We start from the raw sequence: 23103 nt of genomic DNA, 5'->3' as shown, positions 1-23103 counted from the left end.
GCCGGCTTTTTTAATGGCTATCGTTTTTTCTTATGGGTGGCGCGCAATGAGTAACCTTTTACCCGAACAGTATGCCAATACGGCACTCCCCACCCTGCCTGGCCAGCCGGATAACCCCGGCGTCTGGCCCACGGCCGAGCTGACCTGCGCGGGCATCAAAGCGCATATCGACATTTTTCAGCGCTGGCTGGGTGACGCCTTTGACAGCGGGATCTCCGCCGAAGCGCTGATTGAAGCCCGCACGGAATTTATTGACCAGCTTCTGCAGCGTTTATGGATTGATTACGGTTTTGGTCAGTTAGGCGACGTGGCGCTGGTGGCCGTCGGCGGCTATGGCCGTGGCGAACTGCACCCGCTGTCGGATATCGACCTGCTGATCCTGAGTCGCAAAAAGCTGCCTGACGAACAGGCGCAAAAAATCGGCGAGCTGCTGACCCTGCTGTGGGACGTCAAGCTGGAGGTCGGCCACAGCGTGCGCACTCTGGAAGAGTGTCTGCTGGAGGGGCTGTCCGATCTCACCGTCGCCACTAACCTGATTGAATCACGCCTGCTGATCGGCGACGTCGCGCTGTTCCTCGAGCTGCAAAAGCACATCTTCAGCGACGGCTTCTGGCCGTCGGAGAAGTTCTTCGCCGCGAAGGTCGATGAGCAGCAGGTGCGCCACCAGCGCTACCACGGCACCAGCTACAACCTGGAGCCCGATATAAAAAGCAGCCCGGGCGGCCTGCGCGATATCCATACCCTGCAGTGGGTGGCCCGCCGCCATTTCGGCGCCACCTCGCTGGATGAGATGGTCGGCTTTGGTTTCCTCACCGAAGCGGAGCGCACCGAGCTGAATGAGTGTCTGCATCTGCTGTGGCGCATCCGTTTTGCGTTGCATCTGGAAGTGACCCGCTACGACAACCGCCTGCTGTTCGACCGTCAGTTAAGCGTCGCCCAGCGCCTGCACTACAGCGGTGAAGGCAACGAACCGGTTGAGCAGATGATGAAAGATTTCTTCCGCGTCACCCGCCGCGTGGGTGAGCTGAATCAGATGCTGTTACAGCTGTTTGATGAGGCCATCCTCGCCCTGACCGCCGATGAAAAACCGCGCCCGATTGATGATGAATTCCAGCTGCGCGGCGCGCTGATCGACCTGCGCGACGAGACGCTGTTTATCCGCAAACCGGAAGCGATCCTGCGGATGTTCTACGCCATGGTGCGTAACAGCTCCATTACCGGGATCTACTCCACCACCCTGCGCCATCTGCGCCACGCCCGCCGCCATCTTACTCAGCCGCTGTGCTACATCCCCGAGGCGCGCTCGCTGTTTCTGAGCATGCTGCGTCATCCGGGCGCGGTAAGACGCGGGCTGCTGCCGATGCACCGTCACAGCGTGCTCTGGGCCTATATGCCGCAGTGGTCGCATATTGTCGGTCAGATGCAGTTTGACCTTTTCCATGCCTATACCGTTGATGAACACACCATCCGCGTGATGCTGAAGCTGGAAAGTTTTGCTCAGGAGGAGGTGCGCAGCCGCCACCCGCTCTGCGTTGAGCTCTGGCCTCGCCTGACCAACCCGGAGCTGATCCTGATTGCCGCCCTGTTCCACGACATCGCCAAAGGGCGCGGCGGCGACCATTCGATCCTCGGCGCGGAAGACGTCCTGAAATTCGCCGAGCTACACGGGCTTAATTCACGTGAAACGCAGCTGGTGGCCTGGCTGGTTCGTCACCATCTGCTGATGTCCGTGACCGCCCAGCGTCGTGATATTCAGGATCCGGAAGTGATCAAGCAGTTCGCCGAAGCGGTGCAGACGGAGAACCGCCTGCGTTTCCTGGTCTGCCTGACGGTAGCCGACATCTGCGCCACCAACGAAACGCTGTGGAACAGCTGGAAGCAGAGCCTGCTGCGCGAGCTCTATTTCGCTACCGAAAAACAGCTGCGTCGCGGAATGCAGAGCACGCCGGACATGCGTGAGCGCGTGCGCCATCACCAGATGCAGGCTCTGGCGCTGTTGCGAATGGAGAATATTAAAGAGGAGGCGCTGCATCTGATTTGGGCCCGCTGTCGCGCCAACTATTTTGTCCGCCACAGTCCAAACCAGCTGGCCTGGCACGCGCGCCATCTGCTGCAGCATGACCTGACGAAGCCGCTGATCCTGCTGAGCCCGCAGGCGACCCGTGGTGGAACCGAGATCTTCATCTGGAGCCCCGACCGCCCTTACCTCTTCGCGGCGGTGTGTGCGGAACTCGACAGACGTAACCTTAGCGTGCACGACGCGCAGATCTTCACGACCCGCGACGGCATGGCGATGGATACCTTTATTGTACTGGAGCCGGACGGCAGCCCGCTGTCGGCCGACCGACACGAGCCCATTCGCTACGGACTAGAGCAGGCGATTACCCAGCGCAGCTGGCAGCCACCGCAGCCGCGTCGACAGCCGGCAAAACTGCGCCACTTTACCGTCGATACCGAGGTCAATTTCCTGCCGACCCATACCGACCGTAAATCGTTCCTGGAGCTGATCGCGCTCGACCAGCCAGGGCTCCTCGCCCGGGTCGGGCAGGTTTTTGCCGATCTGGGAATTTCGCTGCACGGCGCCAGAATTACAACCATTGGCGAGCGAGTAGAAGATTTATTTATAATCGCCACCGCCGACCGTCGTGGGCTTAATAATGCCCTGCAACAGGAAGTGCAACAACGGTTGACAGCAGCCCTCAATCCAAACGATAAAGGGTGATGTTTTTTTTTACCTGGAAAGAGTTGAACTATGCAGCAGTTACAGAACGTTATTGAGTCCGCTTTTGAGCGTCGCGCCGACATTACGCCGGCAAATGTAGACACCGTGACCCGTGAGGCGGTAAATCAGGTTATTTCTCTGCTTGATTCCGGCGCACTGCGTGTAGCGGAAAAAATCGACGGTCAGTGGGTCACTCATCAGTGGCTGAAGAAAGCGGTACTGCTCTCTTTCCGTATTAACGATAACCAGGTTATCGACGGTGCGGAAAGCCGCTACTTCGATAAAGTACCCATGAAATTCGCTGATTACGACGAAGCGCGTTTCCAGAAAGAAGGTTTCCGCGTGGTGCCACCGGCAGCTGTTCGTCAGGGTGCATTCATTGCCCGTAACACCGTGCTGATGCCATCTTACGTGAACATCGGTGCTTACGTTGACGAAGGTACCATGGTGGATACCTGGGCGACCGTAGGTTCCTGCGCGCAGATCGGCAAAAACGTCCACCTCTCCGGCGGCGTGGGTATCGGTGGTGTTCTTGAGCCGCTGCAGGCGAACCCAACCATCATCGAAGACAACTGCTTCATCGGCGCACGTTCCGAAGTGGTTGAAGGCGTGATCGTCGAAGAAGGCTCCGTGATCTCCATGGGCGTCTACATCGGCCAGAGCACCCGTATTTACGATCGTGAAACCGGTGAAGTGCATTACGGTCGCGTACCGGCGGGTTCCGTGGTGGTTTCCGGCAACCTGCCATCAAAAGATGGCAAATACAGCCTGTACTGTGCGGTAATCGTCAAAAAAGTCGATGCGAAAACCCGCGGCAAAGTGGGCATCAACGAACTGCTGCGTACCATCGATTAATCGGGTATAACAAAAAGCGGGGGCAACCCCGCTTTTTTTATATCTGAGGGTGGCGAAAATAGATTTTTTCGTGAATTATTCATGGGTTATGTTGAGATCAAGGGTACCGCTATGTACGATAATCTGAAAAGTCTGGGCATTACTAATCCTGATGAAATTGACCGTTACAGCCTCCGTCAGGAAGCCAATAACGATATCCTGAAAATCTATTTCCACAAGGATAAGGGCGAGTTCTTCGCCAAGAGCGTAAAGTTTAAGTACCCGCGCCAGCGTAAAACTGTCGTTGCCGATGGCATCGGTCAGGGTTACAAAGAGGTGCAGGAGATCAGCCCGAATCTGCGCTATGTGATTGATGAACTGGATCAGATTTGCCAGCGCGATCGCACTGAAGTGGATCTGAAACGTAAGATCCTTGATGACCTGCGTCATCTGGAAAGCGTCGTTGCCCACAAGATCACGGAAATCGAAGCGGATCTTGAGAAGCTGACCCGTAATAAGTAATTCCCGGTGCGGCATGATGCCCTCACCCCGGCCCTCTCCCACCGGGAGAGGGTGCAAACACTAAAAACGGCAACCTTGGGTTGCCGTTTTGCTTTTACCTTGGCCGGGTTAGGCGCAGCCGCCACCCGGCAAACAACGTCACCGCTGCTCGTCCAACTGCAACGCTACATACAGCAACAGCCGGTCGTCAAAATTCCCCAGATCCAGCCCCGTCAGCTCCGAAATGCGGTTCAGGCGGTACTCCAGCGTATTACGGTGGATAAAGAGCGCCTTCGACGTGGCCAGCGGCTGCACGTTATGACGGAACCACGCCTGCAGCGTGCGCCGCAGCAGGCCGTTGTTATCCATTGCCTTCAGCCGCACCAGCGGGCGCGCCAGTTCGTTGGCCTGCCAGCCGCCGCGCAGGCTGTCGAGCAGCACCGGCAGCATCAAATCCTGGTAAAAATAGCTGCGGTTTTCCGGCATACGCTGCTTGCCAACCATCATAGTCGTGCGGGCCGTACGCCACGAACGGGCAATGCTCCCCGGCCCGGTAAAGTAGTTGCCTAGCGCCACGCGAAAACGCAGCTGGCCGTTCTCTTTCATCCGCGCAATCAGCTGTTCCACGCGCCGACGATGATCTTCCGCATCCCAGCGGCCGAACTGGTTCAACGCCGGTTTCAGCACCACCATCTCGGTTAACGAGACGATCGCCACCAGGTTATTACGCTCCGGCGTGGCCAGCGCGTTCTGCAGCTGCTGCAACTCCACCATGGCACTGTCGACGCCCAGCTGGCCGCTGTCGACCTCGATCACCGCCACCACGCGGGGCTGATTGAGATCGATGCCCAGACGTTGCGCCCACTCTGTTAATGCCGGGGTATGCTCTTCCGCCTGGATCAGGTTCATCACCAGCTCTTCACGCAGGCGGCTGTCCTGCGCCAGCAAGTGCATCAGGCGGGACTGCTCCAGCATCATCTCTGCGGTCATGCAGACCAGCTCACCGTATTTGCGCAGGGATTCCGGCTCACCGGTCAGGCCAATAACCCCGACGATTTCCCCCTCCAGACGCAGCGGCAGGTTGATCCCCTGGCGCACGCCGTGAAGATGTCGCGCCACCGCGTCATCAATATCCACCACGCGCCCCTGGGAGAGCACCAGCAGCGCACCTTCGTGCAATTCCCCAATACGCTCGCGATCGCCGCTGCCAATGATCCGGCCGCGAGCGTCCATCACGTTGATATTGGTGTCAATGATGCGCATCGTTCGCGCCACGATATCCTGCGCCATTTTGGTATCAAGATGCCAGCCAGCCATGTCGCCCTCCTCTGAGCAGAGCTCAAGCATAAGGAAGATTAATCAGGGCCGCATTGTGCGAATGCACAAACTCACAGGGAGAAGTATGGACTTGTGGAAGGGTTCACAGAAAGGAAAGTAAAAGCCCCTGTTTCCAGGCAGAAACAGGGGCTGAACGGGTTACTGCATCAGCAGATAGAGAGAGGTGTCGCCACGCTGGATATTCAGCGCCAGCACCGACGGTTTGCTGTCGAGAATTTTGCGCAGTTCAGCGATGTTCTTAACCGGCTGCTGGTTAGCGCCGATAATCACATCCCCTTTCTTCAGGCCGATACGGGCAGCCGGGCTATTGGCTTTAACGTTGTCCACCGACACGCCTTTATCCTGGCCCTTGTTGCTCATATCCGCACCTTCGATACCGCTGAAGATGGTTCCGGCATCCACCTGGTTCTGGCTGCTCTGCTGCAGTTCCAGATTTACGGTTACCGGTTTACCTTCACGCAGCAGACCCAGGCTCACTTTGCTGCCGACCGGCATAGAGCCCACTTCAGCACGCAGTGCCGCGAAGCTGCTCACCGGTTTGCCGTTCAGGGTGGTGATCACGTCCCCGGCTTTGATCCCCGCTTTTGCCGCAGAGGAGTTTGGCATCACCTGGCTGACAAAGGCACCGCGCTGGGCATCAACCTTCATGGCTTTCGCCAGCTCGGAGTTCAGCTCGGTACCCAAAATTCCCAGCTCGCCGCGTTTAACCTGGCCAAACTCGACCATCTGCGCCGTCAGGTTTTTCACCATGTTGCTTGGGATGGCGAAGCCAATGCCGATGTTACCGCCGTCCGGGGCGAGGATCGCGGTGTTAATCCCGATCAGCTCGCCGTTGAGGTTCACCAGCGCGCCACCGGAGTTACCACGGTTAATCGCCGCATCCGTCTGGATAAAGTTTTCGTAGTTTTCCGCATTCAGACCGCTACGACCAAGGGCAGAAACGATACCGGAGGTCACCGTCTCACCCAGACCGAACGGGTTACCGATCGCCACGGTATAGTCGCCCACGCGCAGCGCGTCAGAGTCGGCGAGCTTAATCGCGGTCAGGTTTTTTGGATCCTGGATCTGAATCAGGGCAATATCAGAGCGCGGATCTTTCCCGACCATCTTGGCGTCGAGCTTACGCCCGTCGCTCAGCTGCACCTTAATGCTGGTGGCGTTATCCACCACGTGGTTGTTGGTGACAACATAGCCTTTGGCCGCATCAATGATCACGCCAGAACCCAGCGCCATAAATTTCTGCTGCTGGCCGCCGCCGTTGCCGCCGCCATCGCCCCCCTGACAGAATGGTGAGCTCTGGAACGGTGAACCGTCCTGGCAGAACGGCGAGTTATCGCCGAAGAACTGCTGGAAGTTACGTGGCATGCGTGGCGTGTTGACGGTGGTGCTGCCCTCGACATTGATACTGACCACCGATGGCATCACTTTTTCCAGCATCGGCGCCAGGCTTGGCATCTGCTGCGCAGTGGCTGCCGACGATCCGGTCTCCGCTGCGCTAGCAGACAGAGGAGACAACGCTAATCCTAAACTCAGAGCCAGTGCACTCATTGCTAAAGTGGTTTTTTTCATGTTTCTTAATCTCGATTTACAGGTCACGCACAATTGCTGTGTATATCAGATTCGTTTTGCTGCGCTTAGTTCCGGTATTAAGTTTCTGGAAAAAGTAAAAATTTATTGGCCGTCTTTACAAAACTCACCTTTATTCCACCGCCATCAACTTGCGGTATTCATCCCATGCATACAAGTCCGTCATTCCACTGATATAGTCCTGGATCAGGCGGCAGCGATAATAAAACTCCAGCACCGGCCAGTCCGTCTGCTGACGGTCTAATTTACCGATCGATTCCACATACGCCAGCCGGTGACGTGTTGAAAGTTTATGAAATAGCCGGGTTTCAATGGGAAAACGGCGTACCCGTTCTTTTTCTACCAGCTCGCTAAAGTCGTCCACGGATAATTGCAGCAGCGGACGGTAGATCTCCAGCAGGCCGGTTATTACCCGATAGCCCTGTAATTCCAGCTGCTCAACATCCGGATGACTGAACACATGCCGCATGGCGACATTCTTATACAGTTCAAGAAGTTGGCTGAATCCGCTGTCGTCTTCCAGCAGCGCATGGTTAAATTCACCGCGGTAAATCTGCTCGATGTTGTCTATAAAACGTTCAGCCGCATAGGGCACCAGTTTATTCAGGGTGTTGACGCGTAAATACATAAAGAACTGATCTTCAGTACTCCGACTCAGGGTGTTAGAGCGCGATTTCTCCCAGGCGTTTTCGACAACCTGCGAAAATAAAGACCCTTTTTCGTGGTTGCCCCAGGCATCATAAAGATGCTGATAAAGCCCCTCGACGCTGAATATTCTTTTTTCGACCGCATCTTCCAGATCGGCAACGCAATAGGAGATATCATCCGCCGCTTCCATAATCCAGGTTAATGGAAAACGACCATACTGCGGCAGGGAGAGTTCCTGACGAAGGCGCTCGATATAGCTTTCTTCAGAAAAATAATACCCCGGCTTTTTCATCAAATAATTGTGCGTCGCGGGGGGATCGCCCTGCCACCAGGCGGGACGGGTATATTTCAGAATGCACCCCACCTGCGCCCAGGTGAGGTTCATGCGCATCAGGGAGTGCACCAGCCGGATGCCCTGCGCGTTGCCCTCAAAATGACACAAATCCTGACGCACCTTGCGACGCAGCACGTTCAGCGCCTCTTCGCCCTCGCGCAGCCGCAGATCCTGCACCAGGCAACGATCGTCGCTCAGCGGCTGGCTGGCCGCATCGGCGGGATAAAGACGCTGGCGGAACCAGTCATTGATCGCCGCTTCACCAAAATGACCAAAAGGCGGATTGCCGATATCGTGCATCAGGCACGCCATCTCAACGATGCTTTCAAACGGCCCGGTCAGCTCGTCCAGTCCGTAGGTTTGCAGCAGGCGCTGCTCTTTCAGCCTGCTTAAAATCTCTTTTGCGATATAGCGGCCAACCTGCTGCACCTCCAGCGAGTGGGTGAGCCGGGTGCGCACGGCCGCGTTGCGTTCGAGTGGAAAGACCTGGGTTTTTTGCTGCAACCGACGGATTGCCGGAGAGTTAATGATGCGCCCGCGATCGCTTTCGAAGATCCGCAGGATCTCATGTTCGCTCTTGTTCCCCTGTGGGGAGCGGTAGCGACGGTGCCAGTTAATTTTGGTGCGAAAATCGATTGGTGCCATGTGCTCCCCCGCGTGAGAATGCGTTTCCCCTTAACCGCATGATAGACTATGCATCTTAACAAGGCACATCGCGAGTAAATCTATGAAAATCGGTATTATTGGAGCAATGGAAGAAGAAGTTACGCTGCTGCGTGACAAAATTGAGAACCGTCAGACCCTCTCTCTGGGCGGCTGTGAGATTTACACCGGCACGCTGAACGGTACTGAAGTTGCTCTGCTGAAATCAGGTATCGGTAAAGTTTCTGCCGCGCTGGGCGCGACCCTGCTGCTGGAACGCTGCAAGCCAGATCTGATCATTAACACCGGCTCTGCGGGCGGTCTCGCGCCAACCCTGAAAGTGGGCGACATCGTGGTTTCTGATGAAGCACGCTACCACGACGCCGATGTGACCGCCTTTGGTTACGAGTACGGCCAGCTGCCGGGCTGCCCGGCGGGCTTTAAAGCGGATGACAAACTGGTTGCCGCCGCAGAAAGCTGCATCGCCGAGCTGAACCTCAACGCCGTACGTGGCCTGATTGTCAGCGGTGATGCGTTTATTAACGGCTCCGTGAACCTGGCGAAAATCCGTCACAACTTCCCGCAGGCGATTGCCGTGGAAATGGAAGCCACCGCTATCGCTCACGTTTGTCATAACTTCAGCGTGCCTTTCGTGGTGGTTCGCGCCATCTCCGACGTGGCCGATCAGCAGTCTCACCTGAGCTTCGACGAGTTCCTCGTGGTTGCCGCCAAACAGTCCAGCCTGATGGTTGAGACGCTGGTACAGAAACTGGCGCGTGGCTAAGCCGCTCATCCGGGCGCTTGTTGCGCTGTTTCTGCTGACACCGGCGTGGCTTCTGGCCGCGCCGCGTGTTATTACCCTCTCTCCCGCCAATACCGAACTGGCGTTTGCCGCCGGGATCGTCCCCGTCGGGGTCAGCAGCTTTTCCGACTACCCTCCCGAAGCGGCTAAAATTGAACAGGTCGCCACCTGGCAAGGCATGAACGTTGAACGCATTGTCGCGCTTAAGCCCGATCTGGTGCTGGCCTGGCGCGGCGGCAATGCCGAACGACAGGTAAATCAGCTGGCCTCGCTGGGAATAAAAGTGCAATGGATCGATGCCACCAGCATTGAGCAGGTTGCGCAGGCCCTTCGCGATCTGGCCCCCTGGAGCCCGGAACCACAAAAAGCGCAACAGGCCGCGCAGCAGATGCTGACGGAGTATGCCGCCCTGAAGGCCACCTACGGCGCACTGCCGAAAAAGCGGGTGTTTATCCAGTTTGGCCAGCAACCCCTGTTCACTACCAGCAAAGGCTCTTTGCAACATCAGGTACTGGAACTCTGTGGTGGAGAAAATATCTTTGCTGCCAGCCGGGTGCCCTGGCCTCAGGTGAGCCGCGAGCAGGTTCTGGCGCGCCAGCCGCAGGCCATTGTTGTAGCCGGTTCCGCAGGCGATATTCCCAAAATAGAGCAGTACTGGAAAAGTCAGTTAAAAATACCGGTAATTGCCCTTAAGAGTGACTGGTTTGAGCGCGCGAGCCCGCGTATTATCCTCGCCGCAAAACAACTCTGCTCTGCGCTGTCGCAGAGCCACTAATTTTCTCGAGGATTACGATGCTCGTTTACTGGCTGGATATTCTTGGCACAGCCGTTTTTGCGATCTCCGGCGTTCTGCTGGCCGGTAAATTACGCATGGACCCGTTTGGCGTCCTGGTGTTGGGCGTGGTCACCGCCGTTGGTGGGGGAACCATCCGCGATATGGCCCTCGATCATGGCCCGGTATTCTGGGTCAAGGATCCCACCGACCTGGTGGTGGCGATGGTCACCTGCATGTTAACCATTATCCTGGTCCGCCAGCCGCGCCGCCTGCCGAAATGGCTGCTGCCGGTGCTGGATGCGGTGGGTCTCGCGGTGTTTGTCGGGATTGGGGTCAACAAGGCGTTTATGGCCGGAACCGGCCCGATGGTGGCGATCTGTATGGGGGTGGTCACCGGCGTGGGCGGCGGGATTATCCGCGATATTCTGGCGCGCGAAGTGCCGATGATCCTGCGAACGGAAATCTACGCCACGGCCTGTATTCTGGGCGGGATCGTCCACGCCACGGCCTGGTACACCTTTAATATTCCGCTGGAACAGGCGGCGATGCTGGGAATGGCGGTCACGCTGGCCATCAGGCTGGCGGCAATCCGCTGGCACCTGAAACTACCGACCTTCGCGCTGGACGAAAACGGGCGGTAATAAAAGCAAAACGGGAACCTCAAGGTTCCCGTTTTTAGTGTTTGCTCCCTCGGACTACAGGAGAGGGCACCCGGGCGCACCATCAGATGCTGAACGAAGAACCACACCCGCAGGTGCTTGTCGCGTTCGGGTTGGTGACCACAAAGCGCGAACCTTCCAGACCTTCGGTGTAATCAACAGAGCCACCCACCAGATACTGTAGGCTCATCGGGTCAACGACCAGCGCGACGCCCTGCTTCTCAATGGTCATGTCACCATCGTTAACCTGATCGTCAAAGGTGAATCCATACTGAAAGCCGCTGCAGCCGCCGCCGGTAATGTACACACGCAGTTTCAGCTCCGGGTTGTCTTCATCGGAAATCAGGTCTTTTACTTTTTTGGCTGCTGCTTCGGTAAACTGCAACGGCAGCGCTACGTCATCACTCATCTTATGCTCCCATGAATACTGCTAGTGGGTAAAAATCACCCAATTCTTGTTGTCATTATCTAATACCCTGGTAATTCATTCAAGTATTCTGCTTCGCCAGGGTACGGGCAAGAATGGTGGAGTATAGCGGTTTTCCGCCGAGGAACTGGGCTAATAGTGTGGCCCCCAGGCAGGTAATGATCATTGGCAAAATGAGCTGGTAATTGTCGGTCATCTCCAGCACCAGCACGATCCCGGTGAGCGGCGCGCGCAGCGACGCCGCCAGCAGCGCCCCCATTCCGGCGACGGCAAAGGTGCCAGCCTCAAGATGATATGCCGGGAAACCAGCGGCTGCAGCCATGCCAAAGGCCGTGCCCAGCAACGTGCCCAACGCCAGCATGGGGGCAAAAATGCCGCCGGGCGCGCCGGAGGAGAAGCAGAGTACGGTGGTGATGACCCTGGAGATGAACATAAACAGCAGCAGGCCGATGCTGAAGTTACCCGCAGCTGCAATGGGGATCAGCCCAAAGCCACCGCCTGCCGCGTTGGGTTCAATAAAGCCCAGCACACCGCACACGCCCCCCAGCAGGCCGCCCACCAGCACCCATCTGGTGGTGTTACCGCCGTGGATCCGCTGGAACATATCCTGTGCGCGAATAATAAGGGCATTAAACAGCGGGCCGACAATGCCAAAAATCATGCCAAGGACCAGATAGAGCCACAGCGTATTGACCGGCGCGTTGGTTAACTTACCGACCTCAATCACCGCCCCTTCGCCATTGAATAACCGAAAGACAATGCTCGACATAATCACGCCGGTAAAGACCGCTTTAATCGAGATCAGGTTATAGCGAAACTGCGCGCGCATCTCTTCGATGATAAACAGGATCCCCGCCAGCGGGGCATTGAACGCGGCGGAAAGGCCCGCGGCGGCACCGGTTGCCAGCAGCGTATGGCGTGCTTCAGCGCTGCGCATCCTGAACAGATCGCTGACCATACGGCCCACATTGCCGCCCAGCTGTACGGTCGGTCCTTCGCGCCCGAGTACCATCCCCGCTCCCAGCGTGCCCATCCCACCGATAAACTTAACCGGAAGGACGCGCCACCAGCGGACCGGGCGCAGCTCTTCGAGCGCCCCTTCTATCTCAGGGATCCCCGAGCCGCCCGCTTCCGGAGCGAATTTACGCACCAGAAAATACCCCACCATCGCGAACAGTGCTGATAAACCAAAGGCCAGGATCCACACCAGCCATTCACGATCTGCGTAACCCGCCACGGTGCCAATACGCCAGTTAAGGACGCCATTGACGGCCTTTTCGAACGCGACGCCCACCAGCCCCGCCAGCGTGCCAACAACCGCCGCGCCCAGTAAAATCGCCAGCGGTGTCTTGTCGCGGTTGAGCAGCCGACGGATGCTGATACGGTGTTGCGCACGCGCAAACTGTTGTTCTTCAAATGAGGGAGAATCTGCTTTCATTGCCTGTAATTTTTCGTCATACAAATCGCCGCAGGGAGTTTACCAGAGACCGCCCGGCCGTCTCTGGAAAATTACTTAACAATTGTTAATGGATTAATGGGGCAAAAATTTCATAACCTTCCACGAATAACTTAGAATAGTGGGCTTAATCATTTTATACGAGCCAGGAACCACGCCATGAGCAAGTCTGAAAACCTCTACAGTGCAGCCCGCGAGCTTATCCCTGGCGGTGTTAACTCCCCGGTCCGTGCCTTTACCGGCGTGGGCGGTACACCGCTGTTTATCGAACGTGCCGATGGCGCATATCTGTATGACGTGGATGGCAAAGCCTATATCGACTATGTCGGCTCATGGGGCCCGATGGTTTTAGGGCATAACCACCCGGCTATCCGTAATGCGGTGATCGAAGCGGCGGAGCGCGGCTTAAGCTTCGGCGCGCCGACCGAAATGGAAGTCAAAATGGCGGAGCTGGTGACTGAACTGGTGCCGACCATGGATATGGTACGTATGGTGAACTCCGGTACCGAAGCGACCATGAGCGCCATCCGTCTGGCGCGCGGCTTTACCGGCCGCGACAAAATCATCAAATTCGAAGGCTGCTACCACGGTCATGCCGACTGCCTGCTGGTGAAAGCCGGTTCCGGCGCGCTGACCCTCGGCCAGCCGAACTCCCCGGGCGTTCCGGCGGACTTCGCGAAGCACACCCTGACCTGCACCTATAACGATCTGGATTCCGTGCGTGCCGCCTTTGAGCAGTATCCACAGGAGATCGCCTGCATCATCGTTGAGCCGGTAGCGGGCAACATGAACTGCATTCCACCGCAGCCGGGCTTCCTGCAGGGCCTGCGTGCGCTGTGCGACGAGTTCGGCGCGCTGCTGATCATCGACGAAGTAATGACCGGCTTCCGCGTTGCACTGGCGGGCGCCCAGTCTTATTACGACGTGGTGCCTGATCTGACCTGTCTGGGCAAAATCATCGGCGGCGGTATGCCGGTGGGCGCCTTTGGCGGCCGCAGAGAGGTGATGGACGCGCTGGCCCCTACCGGTCCGGTTTACCAGGCAGGCACCTTGTCCGGTAACCCGATTGCCATGGCCGCCGGTTTCGCCTGTCTGACCGAAGTTGCCCAGCCGGGTATCCATACCACCCTGACCGAGCGCACCACCCAGCTGGCAAATGGCCTGCTGGACGCAGCCGAAGACGCGGGTATTCCGCTGGTGGTGAACCACGTCGGCGGCATGTTCGGCATCTTCTTCACCGAAGCCAAAACCGTAACCTGCTATCAGGATGTAGTGCAGTGCGACGTTGAACGCTTCAAGCGTTTCTTCCATCTGATGCTGGACGAGGGCGTTTACCTGGCACCGTCGGCGTTTGAGGCGGGCTTTATGTCAGTCGCGCACAGCGAAGAAGATATCAACAACACCATCGACGCGGCGCGTCGGGTGTTTGCGAAGCTTTGAGTTGTGATATGCCGGGTGGCGGCTTCGCCTTACCCGGCCTACGGTTCGAGGGTTTTGTAGGCCGGGTAAGGCGGAGCCGCCACCCGGCTTTTTTATCGGCTCTGTTTCCGCAGAAGATAGATAAAGTACGGCGCGCCGATAAAGGTGGATAACAGCCCTGCCGGGATCTGGTACGGGAACAGCACCATCCGTCCGCACCAGTCGGCTATCACCAGCATGATCCCCCCGATTAACGCCGACATCACAATGTGTGGCATCGTCCGACGGAAGCCCATCATCCGCGCGATATGCGGCGCCATCAGTCCGATAAAACTCAGCGGACCGATGGTCAGGGTCGCCGTTGCGGTCAGCGCCGCCGCCAGCAGCAGCAGGCCGATGCGCGAGGTGTTCAGCGCCATGCCCACCGAGCGGGCGGTATCGCCACCCAGCGGCAGCACCGTCAGCCAGCGACGGCATAACGGCACCAGCGCCAGCAGGACGATCATGGCTATCCCGGTGCTCACTACCTGCTCGGTCGTCGCGTTGTAGGTTGAACCCGAGATCCAGGTCAGGATCTGCGCCATGCGCGGATCGCCGCTGGCCTGCAACATCATCAGCAGCATGGTGAAGGCGGTGCTCAGCGCCATCCCCGCCAGCAGCATCCGGTGCGGCGAGAAGCCCCCGCGTCCGGCGGAGACGAGGATAATCAGCAGCGTCGCCGCAGCGCCAAGGCTGCCCGCAGGCATCAGCCAGCCGAAAGCATTGCCCGGCACAAAGAAGAGCATCAGCACCACGCCGAACGCCGCCCCGGAGCTGATCCCCAGCACTTCCGGGCTCGCCATCGGGTTACCGGTCAGGCGCTGAATGATGCAGCCCGCCACCGCCAGCATCACCCCGGCCATCAGGGCGGCAAAAATACGCGGTGTGCGCCACGGCAGAAGTTCATCGAGCATCGCCCCGCTCGCCCAGTGCCAGCCCTGCGCATCGCGGCCAAACGCCATCGCCGTTATCACCGCCAGCAACAGCACCGCGCCGCCCACCAGGGCAAACCACACCACGTGATGACGTTCGGCCTGCACTTTGTCACCCGCGTTCATCGCCGGGGCGCTCATGCTTCGCAAACGCGGCAGCAGCCACAGCAGCAGCGGCGCGCCAATCAGGGCGGTCACGGAACCGGTAGAGACTTCCATCCACACCCGGGTCAGCCAGAGGATCACCTGGTCAGAGAGCCAGAGGATCAGCGCCCCAATCAGCGGAGCCAACATCAGCCGGGAGAGCAAACGCCGCGCACCGAGCATTTTCGCCAGCAGCGGCGCGAAGAGGCCGATAAAGCCGATAATGCCCACGGCGTTCACCAGCAGGGCGCTGATGACAATCGCCAGGGTCAGCGCCGCCAGACGCGCCAGCGACAGCGCCAGCCCGAGGTTGCGCGCCACGCCATCGTCCAGCCCCATCAGAGTCAGCGGGCGCAGCAGCAGCAGGGTCAGCAGCACGCCGCCCAGCAGCTGCGGCCACAGGCGCTGGACGATACTCCAGTCGGTCTGCGTCAGGGTTCCGGTGCTCCAGAGGAACATGCTTTGCAGCTGGTCGTGATGGAAAATGACTAAAAGCTGGTTCACCGCCCCGCAGTAGAGACTCACCACCAGCCCGGCGAGGATCAGGGTGACCGGCGAGAGGCGTTTGCCCCAGGCCACGCCAAAGACGATCGCGCCTACCACGCAGGCGCCCACCAGGGCGGCGAACTGCGGTGCCAGCGCGCCCGGCAGCGTCCACAGGGTGATGATGGTCATCCCCAGTTGAGCGCCGGTTGCCACACCCAGGGTGGTCGGCTCCGCCAGCGGATTACGCAGCACCTGCTGGAACAGCACGCCCACCAGCCCAAGCCCTGCCCCCACCAGCAGCGAGATCGCCAGCCGTGGCAGCAGGCTGTAGTGGAACAGCATCTGTTGAATATTATCGATATCGGGGGCGACCAGCGCGGCGCCCCACTGCGTGCGCGGCAGGGCCAGATTGAGGTTCCACCAGGTTAAACCCAGCGCAACGGCCAGCAGCATCACTATGAATAGCGCCGGGTAAAGGGCGATCCGGGATCTCATGCCTGGCCTCCCAGCGCGTTGTCCAGCGTGCGGGCAAAGTGCATGGCCGACAGCGTCGCGCCGTAGAACCACACCGCCGGTACGCGCTTGACGCGCTGCTGGCGAACAAACGGCATCGCCTGCCACAGCGGCGTCGCCATCAGGGTCTGCATTTCGCGTTCATTGCCGTGATCGAAGCAGAGCACATCCACATCCTTAAACGCCGCCAGACGATCGATGCCAACGGCGGTACTACCCCAGAAGGTCATCTCCCCTTCCCAGGCGTTTTTAATTCCATAGCGATCCAGCACTTCCTGGAACAGGCAGTTATTGCCAAACACCAGCATATGGCGGGCATCGAGCAGAGTGACCATCAGCAGCGGGCGATCGCCGCGACCGGCAAAGCGCGGTTTGTAGCTGTCTATCACGCTGTCGAAGTGATCCAGATGCGAACGGGCCGCGCTTTCCAGATTCAGCAGCTGGGCCATCTCGCTTAACGATTTACGGGCATTGGTCAGCGGCTTTTTCCCGTCGCTGAAGGCAAAACCCCGTCCCGGCGCAATCCGCGCCAGCTTCTCTTCTGACGGACCATACCCGGCCGACCAGACCAGGTAAGAGGGTTTCATCTGGGTGAGCAGTTCGAGGTTGGGCTCGGTACGCAGGCCGATGTCGATAACCGACTCCGGCAGCCGCGGCTCGTTCACCCACAGGGTGTAGTTGGGAATATCGGCCACGCCATAGGGGGTAACGCCCAGCGCCAGCAGCAGCTCAACCGGGAGCCACTCGAGGGCCACAATGCGCTGTGGATCGATGGCGGCAGCCTGCGCGGCGTTCATTTTCCACAGCAGCGGCGAAAGGGCCATGGCCGTCAGCAGGCGGCGACGGCTAATCATAAAATCAGGCATCAATAGACAAAGCTCACCGGTGCCGCTCCGGCCGGATGCGGCAGAATACCCATTGGAATTCCGTAAATGGTTTCCAGCGTCTCGCTCTGCATCAGCTCATCCGGCGTGCCACGGGCGATCATCTCTCCGCCCCGCAGCGCCACCAGATAATCGCAGTAGCGCGCCGCCATGTTGATGTCATGCAGCACCGCAATCACGGTCAGGCCGCGCTGCTGGCTTAAGCGATGCACCAGCGCCAGCACGTCCACCTGATGGGCGATATCGAGGGCGGATGTGGGCTCATCCAGGAGTAAACAACGGCTGTCCTGCGCCACCAGCATGGCGATCCACGCCCGCTGGCGCTCGCCGCCGGACAGGCTATCCACCAGACGATGGGCCAGCGGTTTTAAGCCCACCAGCGCAATTGCCTCTTCCACTTTCTCGCGGTCGGCCACGCCAAAACGGCCCAGCGCGCCATGCCACGGATAGCGGCCAATCGCCACCAGTTCGCGGACGGTCATCCCTTCCGCCTGCGGCAGCTGCTGCGGCAGATAGGCCACCTTGCGGGCAAAGGCTTTGCTGTTCCAGCTCTCCAGCGGCTGTCCATCGAGCAGGATATCGCCTTCGGACGGCGGCTGATGGCGGCCCAGCATTTTCAGTAAGGTGGATTTGCCGGAGCCGTTATGACCGATAAGGCCGGTCACCTGGCCTGCGGGAAAGGTCAGCGAAAGCGGATGCAGCAGCGTACGTCCAGGAACGCGAAAGGAGACGCCATCAAGGGCAAAGGTGGTATCGGATTGCGGGTTGTTTTCCTGCATGTCAGCCAACTTAAGTAAAGAAAAGGGCACGAAAAACGTGCCCAAATTTAGAGATTAGAAGCGGAAGGTCGCAGTCGCGACAACCTGACGTTCAGCACCCCAGAAGCAGCCATAGGTGTTGAAGCAGCTGGCGACGTATTCACGATCCAGCAGGTTGTTCACGTGCAGCGCCACGTTCGAGCCCGCCATACCAACGCGCGCCAGGTCGTAACGCACCAGGGCATCCATCACCGCGTAGCTGCCGACCTTGAAGGAGTTCGCCGGATCGCCATAGCTGGAGCTGGAGAAGCGACCGCCGGTACCCAGCGTCAGGCCAGAGAGCGCGCCATCATAGAAGGTGTAGTCACCCCACAGGGAGGCCATGTGCTCAGGCACCTGTGCCGGCGTGTTGCCTTTGTAGTTGGTGTCGGTGGTGTACTCAACGTCGGTATAGGTATAGGAACCTACCACATTGACGCTGGCAGACAGCGCCGCTTTGGCTTCAATTTCCACACCGCGGGCGCGGATCTCGCCACCTTCAACCGAGAAGAACGAGCCCGCAGGATCGGCCATCAGGTTGTTGGTTTTGGTCAGCTGGTACAGCGCACCGGTCAGCACGATCGGACGATCGCTCGGTACATACTTTACGCCCACTTCGTACTGCTTGCCTTTTGAAGGGGCAAACGGCTTACCTTGTGCGTCGCTCTGGGAGGACGGCTCGAAGGATTCGCTGTAGCTGAAGTACGGGGTAACGCCGTTATCGAACAGGTAGTTAACGCCGCCACGCCAGGTAAACTGGTTGTCATCACGTGATGCCGTGGTGCTCGTGACGCGGTTGAGGGAGTCCTGCTCAGCCCAGTCATAACGGCCGCCCAGGGTAACCAGCACTTTATCCCACTGCGCCTGATCCTGAACGTAGAGACCGGTCTGTTTCTGCTTGTTCAGTACCTGATAGGCGCCTGACGGGCCAGGATGTGAACCGAAATCGAAGTCGCTACGATCAAGGTTATAGATATCAGATGGAGCTACGGAACCGGCATAGCCAAACCACGAGTCGATGTCATTACGCATGCGCATGAAATCAACGCCAGTCAGCAGAGTATGATCGAGAGAGCCCGTCGCGAACTTGCTCTGCAACTGCGTATCAACAGTGAAGTTTTCCAGCTTCTCGTTATCAATTACATACTGACGAGTCAGCGTGTGTCCCCACTGCGATTGAGGAACGCTCGCGCAAGGGCTGGATGCCGGGTTACTCGAATAGAGTGGATCGGAACACATGCCGTAGCCGTAGACGCTGTTTTGCGAGGTTTTATTCTGCGCAAAACGCAGGTTCTGACGCACGGTGAAGGTGTCGTTAAACTCGTGATCGAAGCTATACCCGACCATCTTCTGGTTACGGGAGTAGGTGTTGTTTTTTGCACCTTCGTTGAAGTCGGTCGACAGGCGATCGCCGTTTGGCAGCGGATCAACGGTACCCTCTTTCGGCAGCCAGCCGTAATAACCGGTCTCCGGCTCGTTCTGGAAATAGGAGAGGAAGGTGAAATTCGTTTTATCATCCGGACGCCAGGAGAAGGACGGCGCAATGGTGTAACGCTGCTCGCCCTTACCTTCCTGCTGCGAATTATTGGAACGCGCCAGTCCGGTCAGACGATAGGAGTAAACGCCGTCGTCATCCAGCGCGTCGCTGAAGTCAAAACCGGTCTGGAACAGGCTGTCAGTACCTACCTTGAACTGAACCTCTTTCAGCGGCTCGGTCAGCGGACGTTTGCTGACCATGTTCAGCAGGCCACCCGGGCTGCTTTTACCGTACAGAACGGAGGTCGGCCCGCGCATCACTTCCGCGCGTTCGATCATATAAGGGTCAATTACCGCGTCGTTGTAGAAGTTGCCCTGCATCTTCATACCGTCGAGGTAGTTGTTCTGGCTTTGGCCATCGGCCGCAAAGCCACGAATAATCAGGTAGTCATAAGTGTTAGACGCCCCACGCGTGCCGACGGCCACCCCAGGGGTGTAGCTCAGGGCTTCTTTTACCGAGCGTGGCTGGTGCAGGGCCATCTCTTCCGCGGTGACCACGGAGACCGACTGCGGAACCTTCTCAATGGAGGTATCCGTCTTAGTGCCGGTAGCAGACTGACGTGCTGCGATGGTCGCCGCCGGACCCCAGGCGCTCTCCTGTGGAGCAGGCGCTGCGGTAACGGTGATAGTTTCTTCTTTTTTAGGGGTTTCTGCAGCCTGAGCGTAAGCAGACATGCCGCTAACCGCTGTGGCTACAACAACTGCGATTTTACGCAGCGAAGATTGCATTGGCTGAGCAGTTTTAGAATGCGCCATTGGTATGTCTCTGATGAAAGCGTGAATGATAACGTAAACGAGAATTATTATTATGACCGCAGCATATTATGCGAAACATTCACGGCATAGCAAGTGATATGCCCCCCTACAGGAATTGAGGGTATAAGAATTAAACAATGGAAAATACAGGGTTAATAAACGGGGATGTTACTGTTGGTGGGATGTTTAATTGAGGTGAAAATTCCCTCTCCCGCAGGAGAGGGAAACAGTATTAATTACCGCCGAACATATCCTTGATCCAGCCGGCGACGCCGTCGCTGTCCTTCTTCTCATTCTGCTGCTGCGGCTGCTGCTGCTGCTGTTGCGGCTGTTGCTGCTGCTGAGGAGAAGACTGCTCAAACGGATTGCCCGTTGGCTGCGGCGCTGGCGCCTGGCACAGGGAGTCCGGATTGGTGGTCCAGACCGGCACGCTACGCATCCCGCCGCCACACACGAAGTTGCCCGACTGATCTACGCCCATATCCACGATATCTTCCGGTGGCGTCAGGGTCAGCGGAACCGGCGACTGGTTAGCCAGATAGCGCTGGTAAATCGACATCGCCCCGCTGGCACCGTACAGCTTCGTCGGCTGGTTGTTGTCGCGCCCTACCCAGGTGATCACCACTTCACGCCCGTCGATGCCCGCAAACCAGGTATCGACGTTGTTGTTGGTGGTCCCGGTTTTACCCGCCAGATGCAGGCCAGGATACTTCGCGCCAAGCTGACGCCCGGTGCCGCGCTGCACAACCTGCTGCATGGTCCAGAGCGTCATATAGGCCGCCTGCGCCGGTACAGCACGCTCCGCCTGTGGGAAGCTCTGGTACAGAGGGGTGCCGTCTTCTGCGATCACGGAACGCAGCGCAGAGAGCTGGGCACGGTTGCCGCCGCTGGCGATGGTCTGGAACGCCTGCGCCACTTCGATTGGCGTCAGGTTCAGGGCCCCCAGCAGCATGGCCGGAACCGGATGCAGCTGATCTTTCGGCACGCCCAGCTTCAGCCAGGTATCGGTGACCGCTGGCAGACCCAGCGCCATCCCGAGGTTAACCGTCGGCACGTTCATGGAACGCGTCAGGGCATCCACCAGCATCACCTGTCCGCTGTACTGCTTATCGTCGTTCTGCGGCGACCACACCTGGCCATTCGGCTGGCGCAGGGCAATCGGGGCATCGGCGATCCAGGTGTTCAGACGATACTGGTTCGGCTGGCTCAGGGCGGTGAGATAGGTCGCCGGTTTTGCCAGGGAGCCGATCGAACGGCGTGCCTGCATCGCGCGGTTGTAGCCCGCGAACTGCGGCTCCGCCCCGCCGACCATCGCCCGCACTTCGCCGGTGGTACGATCTACCACCACCATCGCGGTCTCCAGATCGCTCAGCTTGCGCTGTTTTTTCAGCGCCGGAATGCCTTCCACCGCCGCCTTCTCTGCGGCATCCTGCGCCACGGAGTCAAAGGTGGTGAAGATCTTCACGCCGGAGAGATCTTTAACTTTATCGCCCAGTTTGGTCTGCAGCTCCTGACGCACCATCTGCATAAAGGCAGGCTGCGGGGAGATCACGCCGCCGCGCGGCTGCACGCCTAACGGACGCGCGCTGAGCATGTCGTACAGCTCCTGGTCGATAACCTGCTGCTGTTGCAGCAGACGCAGCACCAGATTACGCCGCTCCAGCGCCAGTTTCGGATTGCGCCACGGGTTGTAGATGGACGCGCCCTTCACCATGCCCACCAGCAGCGCCTGCTGATCGAGGCTCAGCTCTTCCACCGGACGACCAAAGTAGTAGAGGCTCGCCAGCGGGAAGCCGCGGATCTCATTGTCGCCGCTCTGACCGAGGTAGACCTCGTTCATATACAGCTCAAGAATGCGGTCTTTGCTGTAGCGGGCATCCATCAGCACGGCCATGTACGCTTCGTTGGCCTTACGCCAGTAGGAGCGCTCGCTGGAGAGGAACAGGTTCTTCACCAGCTGCTGGGTCAGGGTACTTGCTCCCTGCACCGTCCGTCCGGCGGTCAGGTTCGCCAGCACCGCACGGCCAATGGAGTACAGGCTGACGCCGTCGTGCTCATAGAAGTGACGGTCTTCGGTCGCCAGCAGGGTATCCACCAGCAGATCCGGGAAGCCGTTACGCGCGACAAACAGGCGCTGCTCGCCGTTTGGCGAGGAGAGCATGGTGATCAGCCGCGGATCGAGACGGAAGAAACCGAACTGACGGTTGTTCTCCATGTTCTCGATGGTTTCCAGACGATCGCCGTCGAAGGTCAGACGCGCGCGCACCTGCCCCTCTTTGCTGTCCGGGAAGTCAAACGGACGGCGGATCATCTCAATGCTTTTCGCCTGCACCGTAAACTCGCCGGGACGGGTCATCTTCGTCACCTGGCGGTACTGGGTCGCCTCCAGCAGCTTGACCATCTCGTTCTTGCTGATGGACATATCCGGCTCAAGGTTAACCATCCGGCCATAGACCGCCGCAGGCAGCTGCCAGACTTTCCCGTCGATACGGCTGCGGATCTTCTGATCCAGATAGACGCCATAGATCGCCAGCAGGACGACGAAAACAATAAACAGCTTCAGCAGCAGCCAGAACCAGCCGCGCTTGCCACGAGGTTTACCCTTTTTGCCTTTCCCTTTACGTGGCGCAGGTGCGTCATCGTCATACTCATTGTCGACATCATCGTCGTACTCCTCATCTCTGAGGCGTCGACGCCCTGCCTTTTCTTTTGCCGGACGTGCAGGTCTTCCTTTACGTCCAATGGGCTCGCGGTCATTCCCCGCCATGCTTTCTCTCCGCAACTATCAGGCGCAAAGGCCCGATTCTCAGTTCTTCCCCCTGATGGAGGAAGAAGAAATCTCTCAAAATAAACCGTGTTTCTCCCTCTCCCT

At 58.4% G+C, this 23103-nt stretch carries 17 protein-coding genes; 7 read left to right on the top strand and 10 right to left on the bottom strand.

The window, feature by feature from the left end; genetic code table 11:
- Nucleotides 1-46: 46 nt before the first annotated feature.
- From glnD to FFB58_RS16560, 3 genes are all read left to right on the top strand, one after another.
- Nucleotides 47-2722, top strand: a complete 2676-nt coding sequence (gene glnD, locus FFB58_RS16570; RefSeq protein WP_039030623.1) for a bifunctional uridylyltransferase/uridylyl-removing protein GlnD — start codon at nucleotides 47-49, stop codon at nucleotides 2720-2722.
- Between the two features lie 30 nt (nucleotides 2723-2752).
- Nucleotides 2753-3577: a 2,3,4,5-tetrahydropyridine-2,6-dicarboxylate N-succinyltransferase gene (gene dapD / locus FFB58_RS16565; protein ID WP_039030312.1), complete on the top strand. Its 825-nt coding sequence runs from the start codon at nucleotides 2753-2755 to the stop codon at nucleotides 3575-3577.
- A gap of 111 nt (nucleotides 3578-3688) precedes the next feature.
- The gene (locus tag FFB58_RS16560) at nucleotides 3689-4078 is read left to right on the top strand and encodes a DUF3461 family protein (protein WP_032616607.1); all 390 of its coding nucleotides are present in this window, start codon (nucleotides 3689-3691) and stop codon (nucleotides 4076-4078) included.
- 138 nt (nucleotides 4079-4216) lie between these two features.
- On the opposite strand, the gene cdaR is transcribed toward FFB58_RS16560, so the two are convergent.
- The 3 genes from cdaR to dgt form a co-directional block, all read right to left on the bottom strand.
- On the bottom strand, nucleotides 4217-5374 hold the full coding sequence (gene cdaR / locus FFB58_RS16555) for a DNA-binding transcriptional regulator CdaR (protein ID WP_039030313.1): 1158 nt from the start codon (nucleotides 5372-5374) through the stop codon (nucleotides 4217-4219).
- Nucleotides 5375-5533: 159 nt separating this feature from the next.
- Nucleotides 5534-6964 (bottom strand): serine endoprotease DegP, encoded by a 1431-nt coding sequence (degP, locus tag FFB58_RS16550; protein ID WP_039030314.1) that lies wholly within the window; start codon nucleotides 6962-6964, stop codon nucleotides 5534-5536.
- Between the two features lie 130 nt (nucleotides 6965-7094).
- Nucleotides 7095-8609, bottom strand: coding sequence for a dGTPase (gene dgt / locus FFB58_RS16545; RefSeq protein ID WP_039030315.1), 1515 nt, complete (start codon nucleotides 8607-8609; stop codon nucleotides 7095-7097).
- Between the two features lie 82 nt (nucleotides 8610-8691).
- Between dgt and mtnN the strand changes: the two genes are divergently transcribed.
- From mtnN to FFB58_RS16530, 3 genes are read left to right on the top strand one after another with little or no spacing between them, the layout of a single operon-like run.
- Nucleotides 8692-9390 (top strand): 5'-methylthioadenosine/S-adenosylhomocysteine nucleosidase, encoded by a 699-nt coding sequence (gene mtnN / locus FFB58_RS16540; RefSeq protein WP_039030316.1) that lies wholly within the window; start codon nucleotides 8692-8694, stop codon nucleotides 9388-9390.
- Nucleotides 9383-10183: a vitamin B12 ABC transporter substrate-binding protein BtuF gene (gene btuF / locus FFB58_RS16535; RefSeq protein WP_138370464.1), complete on the top strand. Its 801-nt coding sequence runs from the start codon at nucleotides 9383-9385 to the stop codon at nucleotides 10181-10183. Before mtnN ends, btuF begins: the two co-directional genes overlap by 8 nt.
- A 17-nt stretch (nucleotides 10184-10200) precedes the next feature.
- On the top strand, nucleotides 10201-10824 hold the full coding sequence (locus FFB58_RS16530) for a TRIC cation channel family protein (RefSeq protein WP_138370463.1): 624 nt from the start codon (nucleotides 10201-10203) through the stop codon (nucleotides 10822-10824).
- Nucleotides 10825-10906: 82 nt separating this feature from the next.
- Here the strand turns inward: FFB58_RS16530 and erpA are convergent, their stop codons facing one another.
- Together erpA and clcA are read right to left on the bottom strand one after the other, a co-directional pair.
- Nucleotides 10907-11251: an iron-sulfur cluster insertion protein ErpA gene (gene erpA, locus FFB58_RS16525; RefSeq protein WP_039030319.1), complete on the bottom strand. Its 345-nt coding sequence runs from the start codon at nucleotides 11249-11251 to the stop codon at nucleotides 10907-10909.
- Between the two features lie 79 nt (nucleotides 11252-11330).
- The gene (clcA, locus tag FFB58_RS16520) at nucleotides 11331-12707 is read right to left on the bottom strand and encodes a H(+)/Cl(-) exchange transporter ClcA (RefSeq protein ID WP_138370462.1); all 1377 of its coding nucleotides are present in this window, start codon (nucleotides 12705-12707) and stop codon (nucleotides 11331-11333) included.
- 177 nt (nucleotides 12708-12884) lie between these two features.
- Here clcA and hemL point away from each other — a divergent pair, with 177 nt between their 5' ends.
- The gene (hemL, locus tag FFB58_RS16515; RefSeq protein WP_039030321.1) at nucleotides 12885-14165 is read left to right on the top strand and encodes a glutamate-1-semialdehyde 2,1-aminomutase; all 1281 of its coding nucleotides are present in this window, start codon (nucleotides 12885-12887) and stop codon (nucleotides 14163-14165) included.
- Nucleotides 14166-14257: 92 nt separating this feature from the next.
- On the opposite strand, the gene fhuB is transcribed toward hemL, so the two are convergent.
- From fhuB to mrcB, 5 genes are all read right to left on the bottom strand, one after another.
- A complete protein-coding gene (gene fhuB, locus FFB58_RS16510) occupies nucleotides 14258-16240 on the bottom strand; it encodes a Fe(3+)-hydroxamate ABC transporter permease FhuB (RefSeq protein WP_138370461.1) in 1983 nt (660 codons plus the stop codon).
- Nucleotides 16237-17127, bottom strand: coding sequence for a Fe(3+)-hydroxamate ABC transporter substrate-binding protein FhuD (fhuD, locus tag FFB58_RS16505; RefSeq protein ID WP_138370460.1), 891 nt, complete (start codon nucleotides 17125-17127; stop codon nucleotides 16237-16239). The genes fhuB and fhuD overlap by 4 nt, the downstream gene beginning before the upstream one ends.
- Nucleotides 17124-17921 carry a Fe3+-hydroxamate ABC transporter ATP-binding protein FhuC gene (fhuC, locus tag FFB58_RS16500; RefSeq protein ID WP_138370459.1) on the bottom strand — a complete coding sequence of 266 codons (798 nt, stop codon included), beginning with the start codon at nucleotides 17919-17921 and terminating at the stop codon, nucleotides 17124-17126. The genes fhuD and fhuC overlap by 4 nt, the downstream gene beginning before the upstream one ends.
- A gap of 54 nt (nucleotides 17922-17975) precedes the next feature.
- A complete protein-coding gene (fhuA, locus tag FFB58_RS16495; protein WP_039030325.1) occupies nucleotides 17976-20231 on the bottom strand; it encodes a ferrichrome porin FhuA in 2256 nt (751 codons plus the stop codon).
- Between the two features lie 232 nt (nucleotides 20232-20463).
- A complete protein-coding gene (mrcB, locus tag FFB58_RS16490; protein ID WP_138370458.1) occupies nucleotides 20464-22998 on the bottom strand; it encodes a bifunctional glycosyl transferase/transpeptidase in 2535 nt (844 codons plus the stop codon).
- Between the last annotated feature and the right edge of the window lie 105 nt (nucleotides 22999-23103).

Origin of the sequence: Enterobacter sp. MF024, assembly GCF_005843915.1 — a bacterium.
GTDB lineage: Bacteria > Pseudomonadota > Gammaproteobacteria > Enterobacterales > Enterobacteriaceae > Enterobacter > Enterobacter barmai.
Note: the sequence above shows the minus strand (reverse complement) of the source record. Positions and strands in the feature narration are given on the sequence as shown.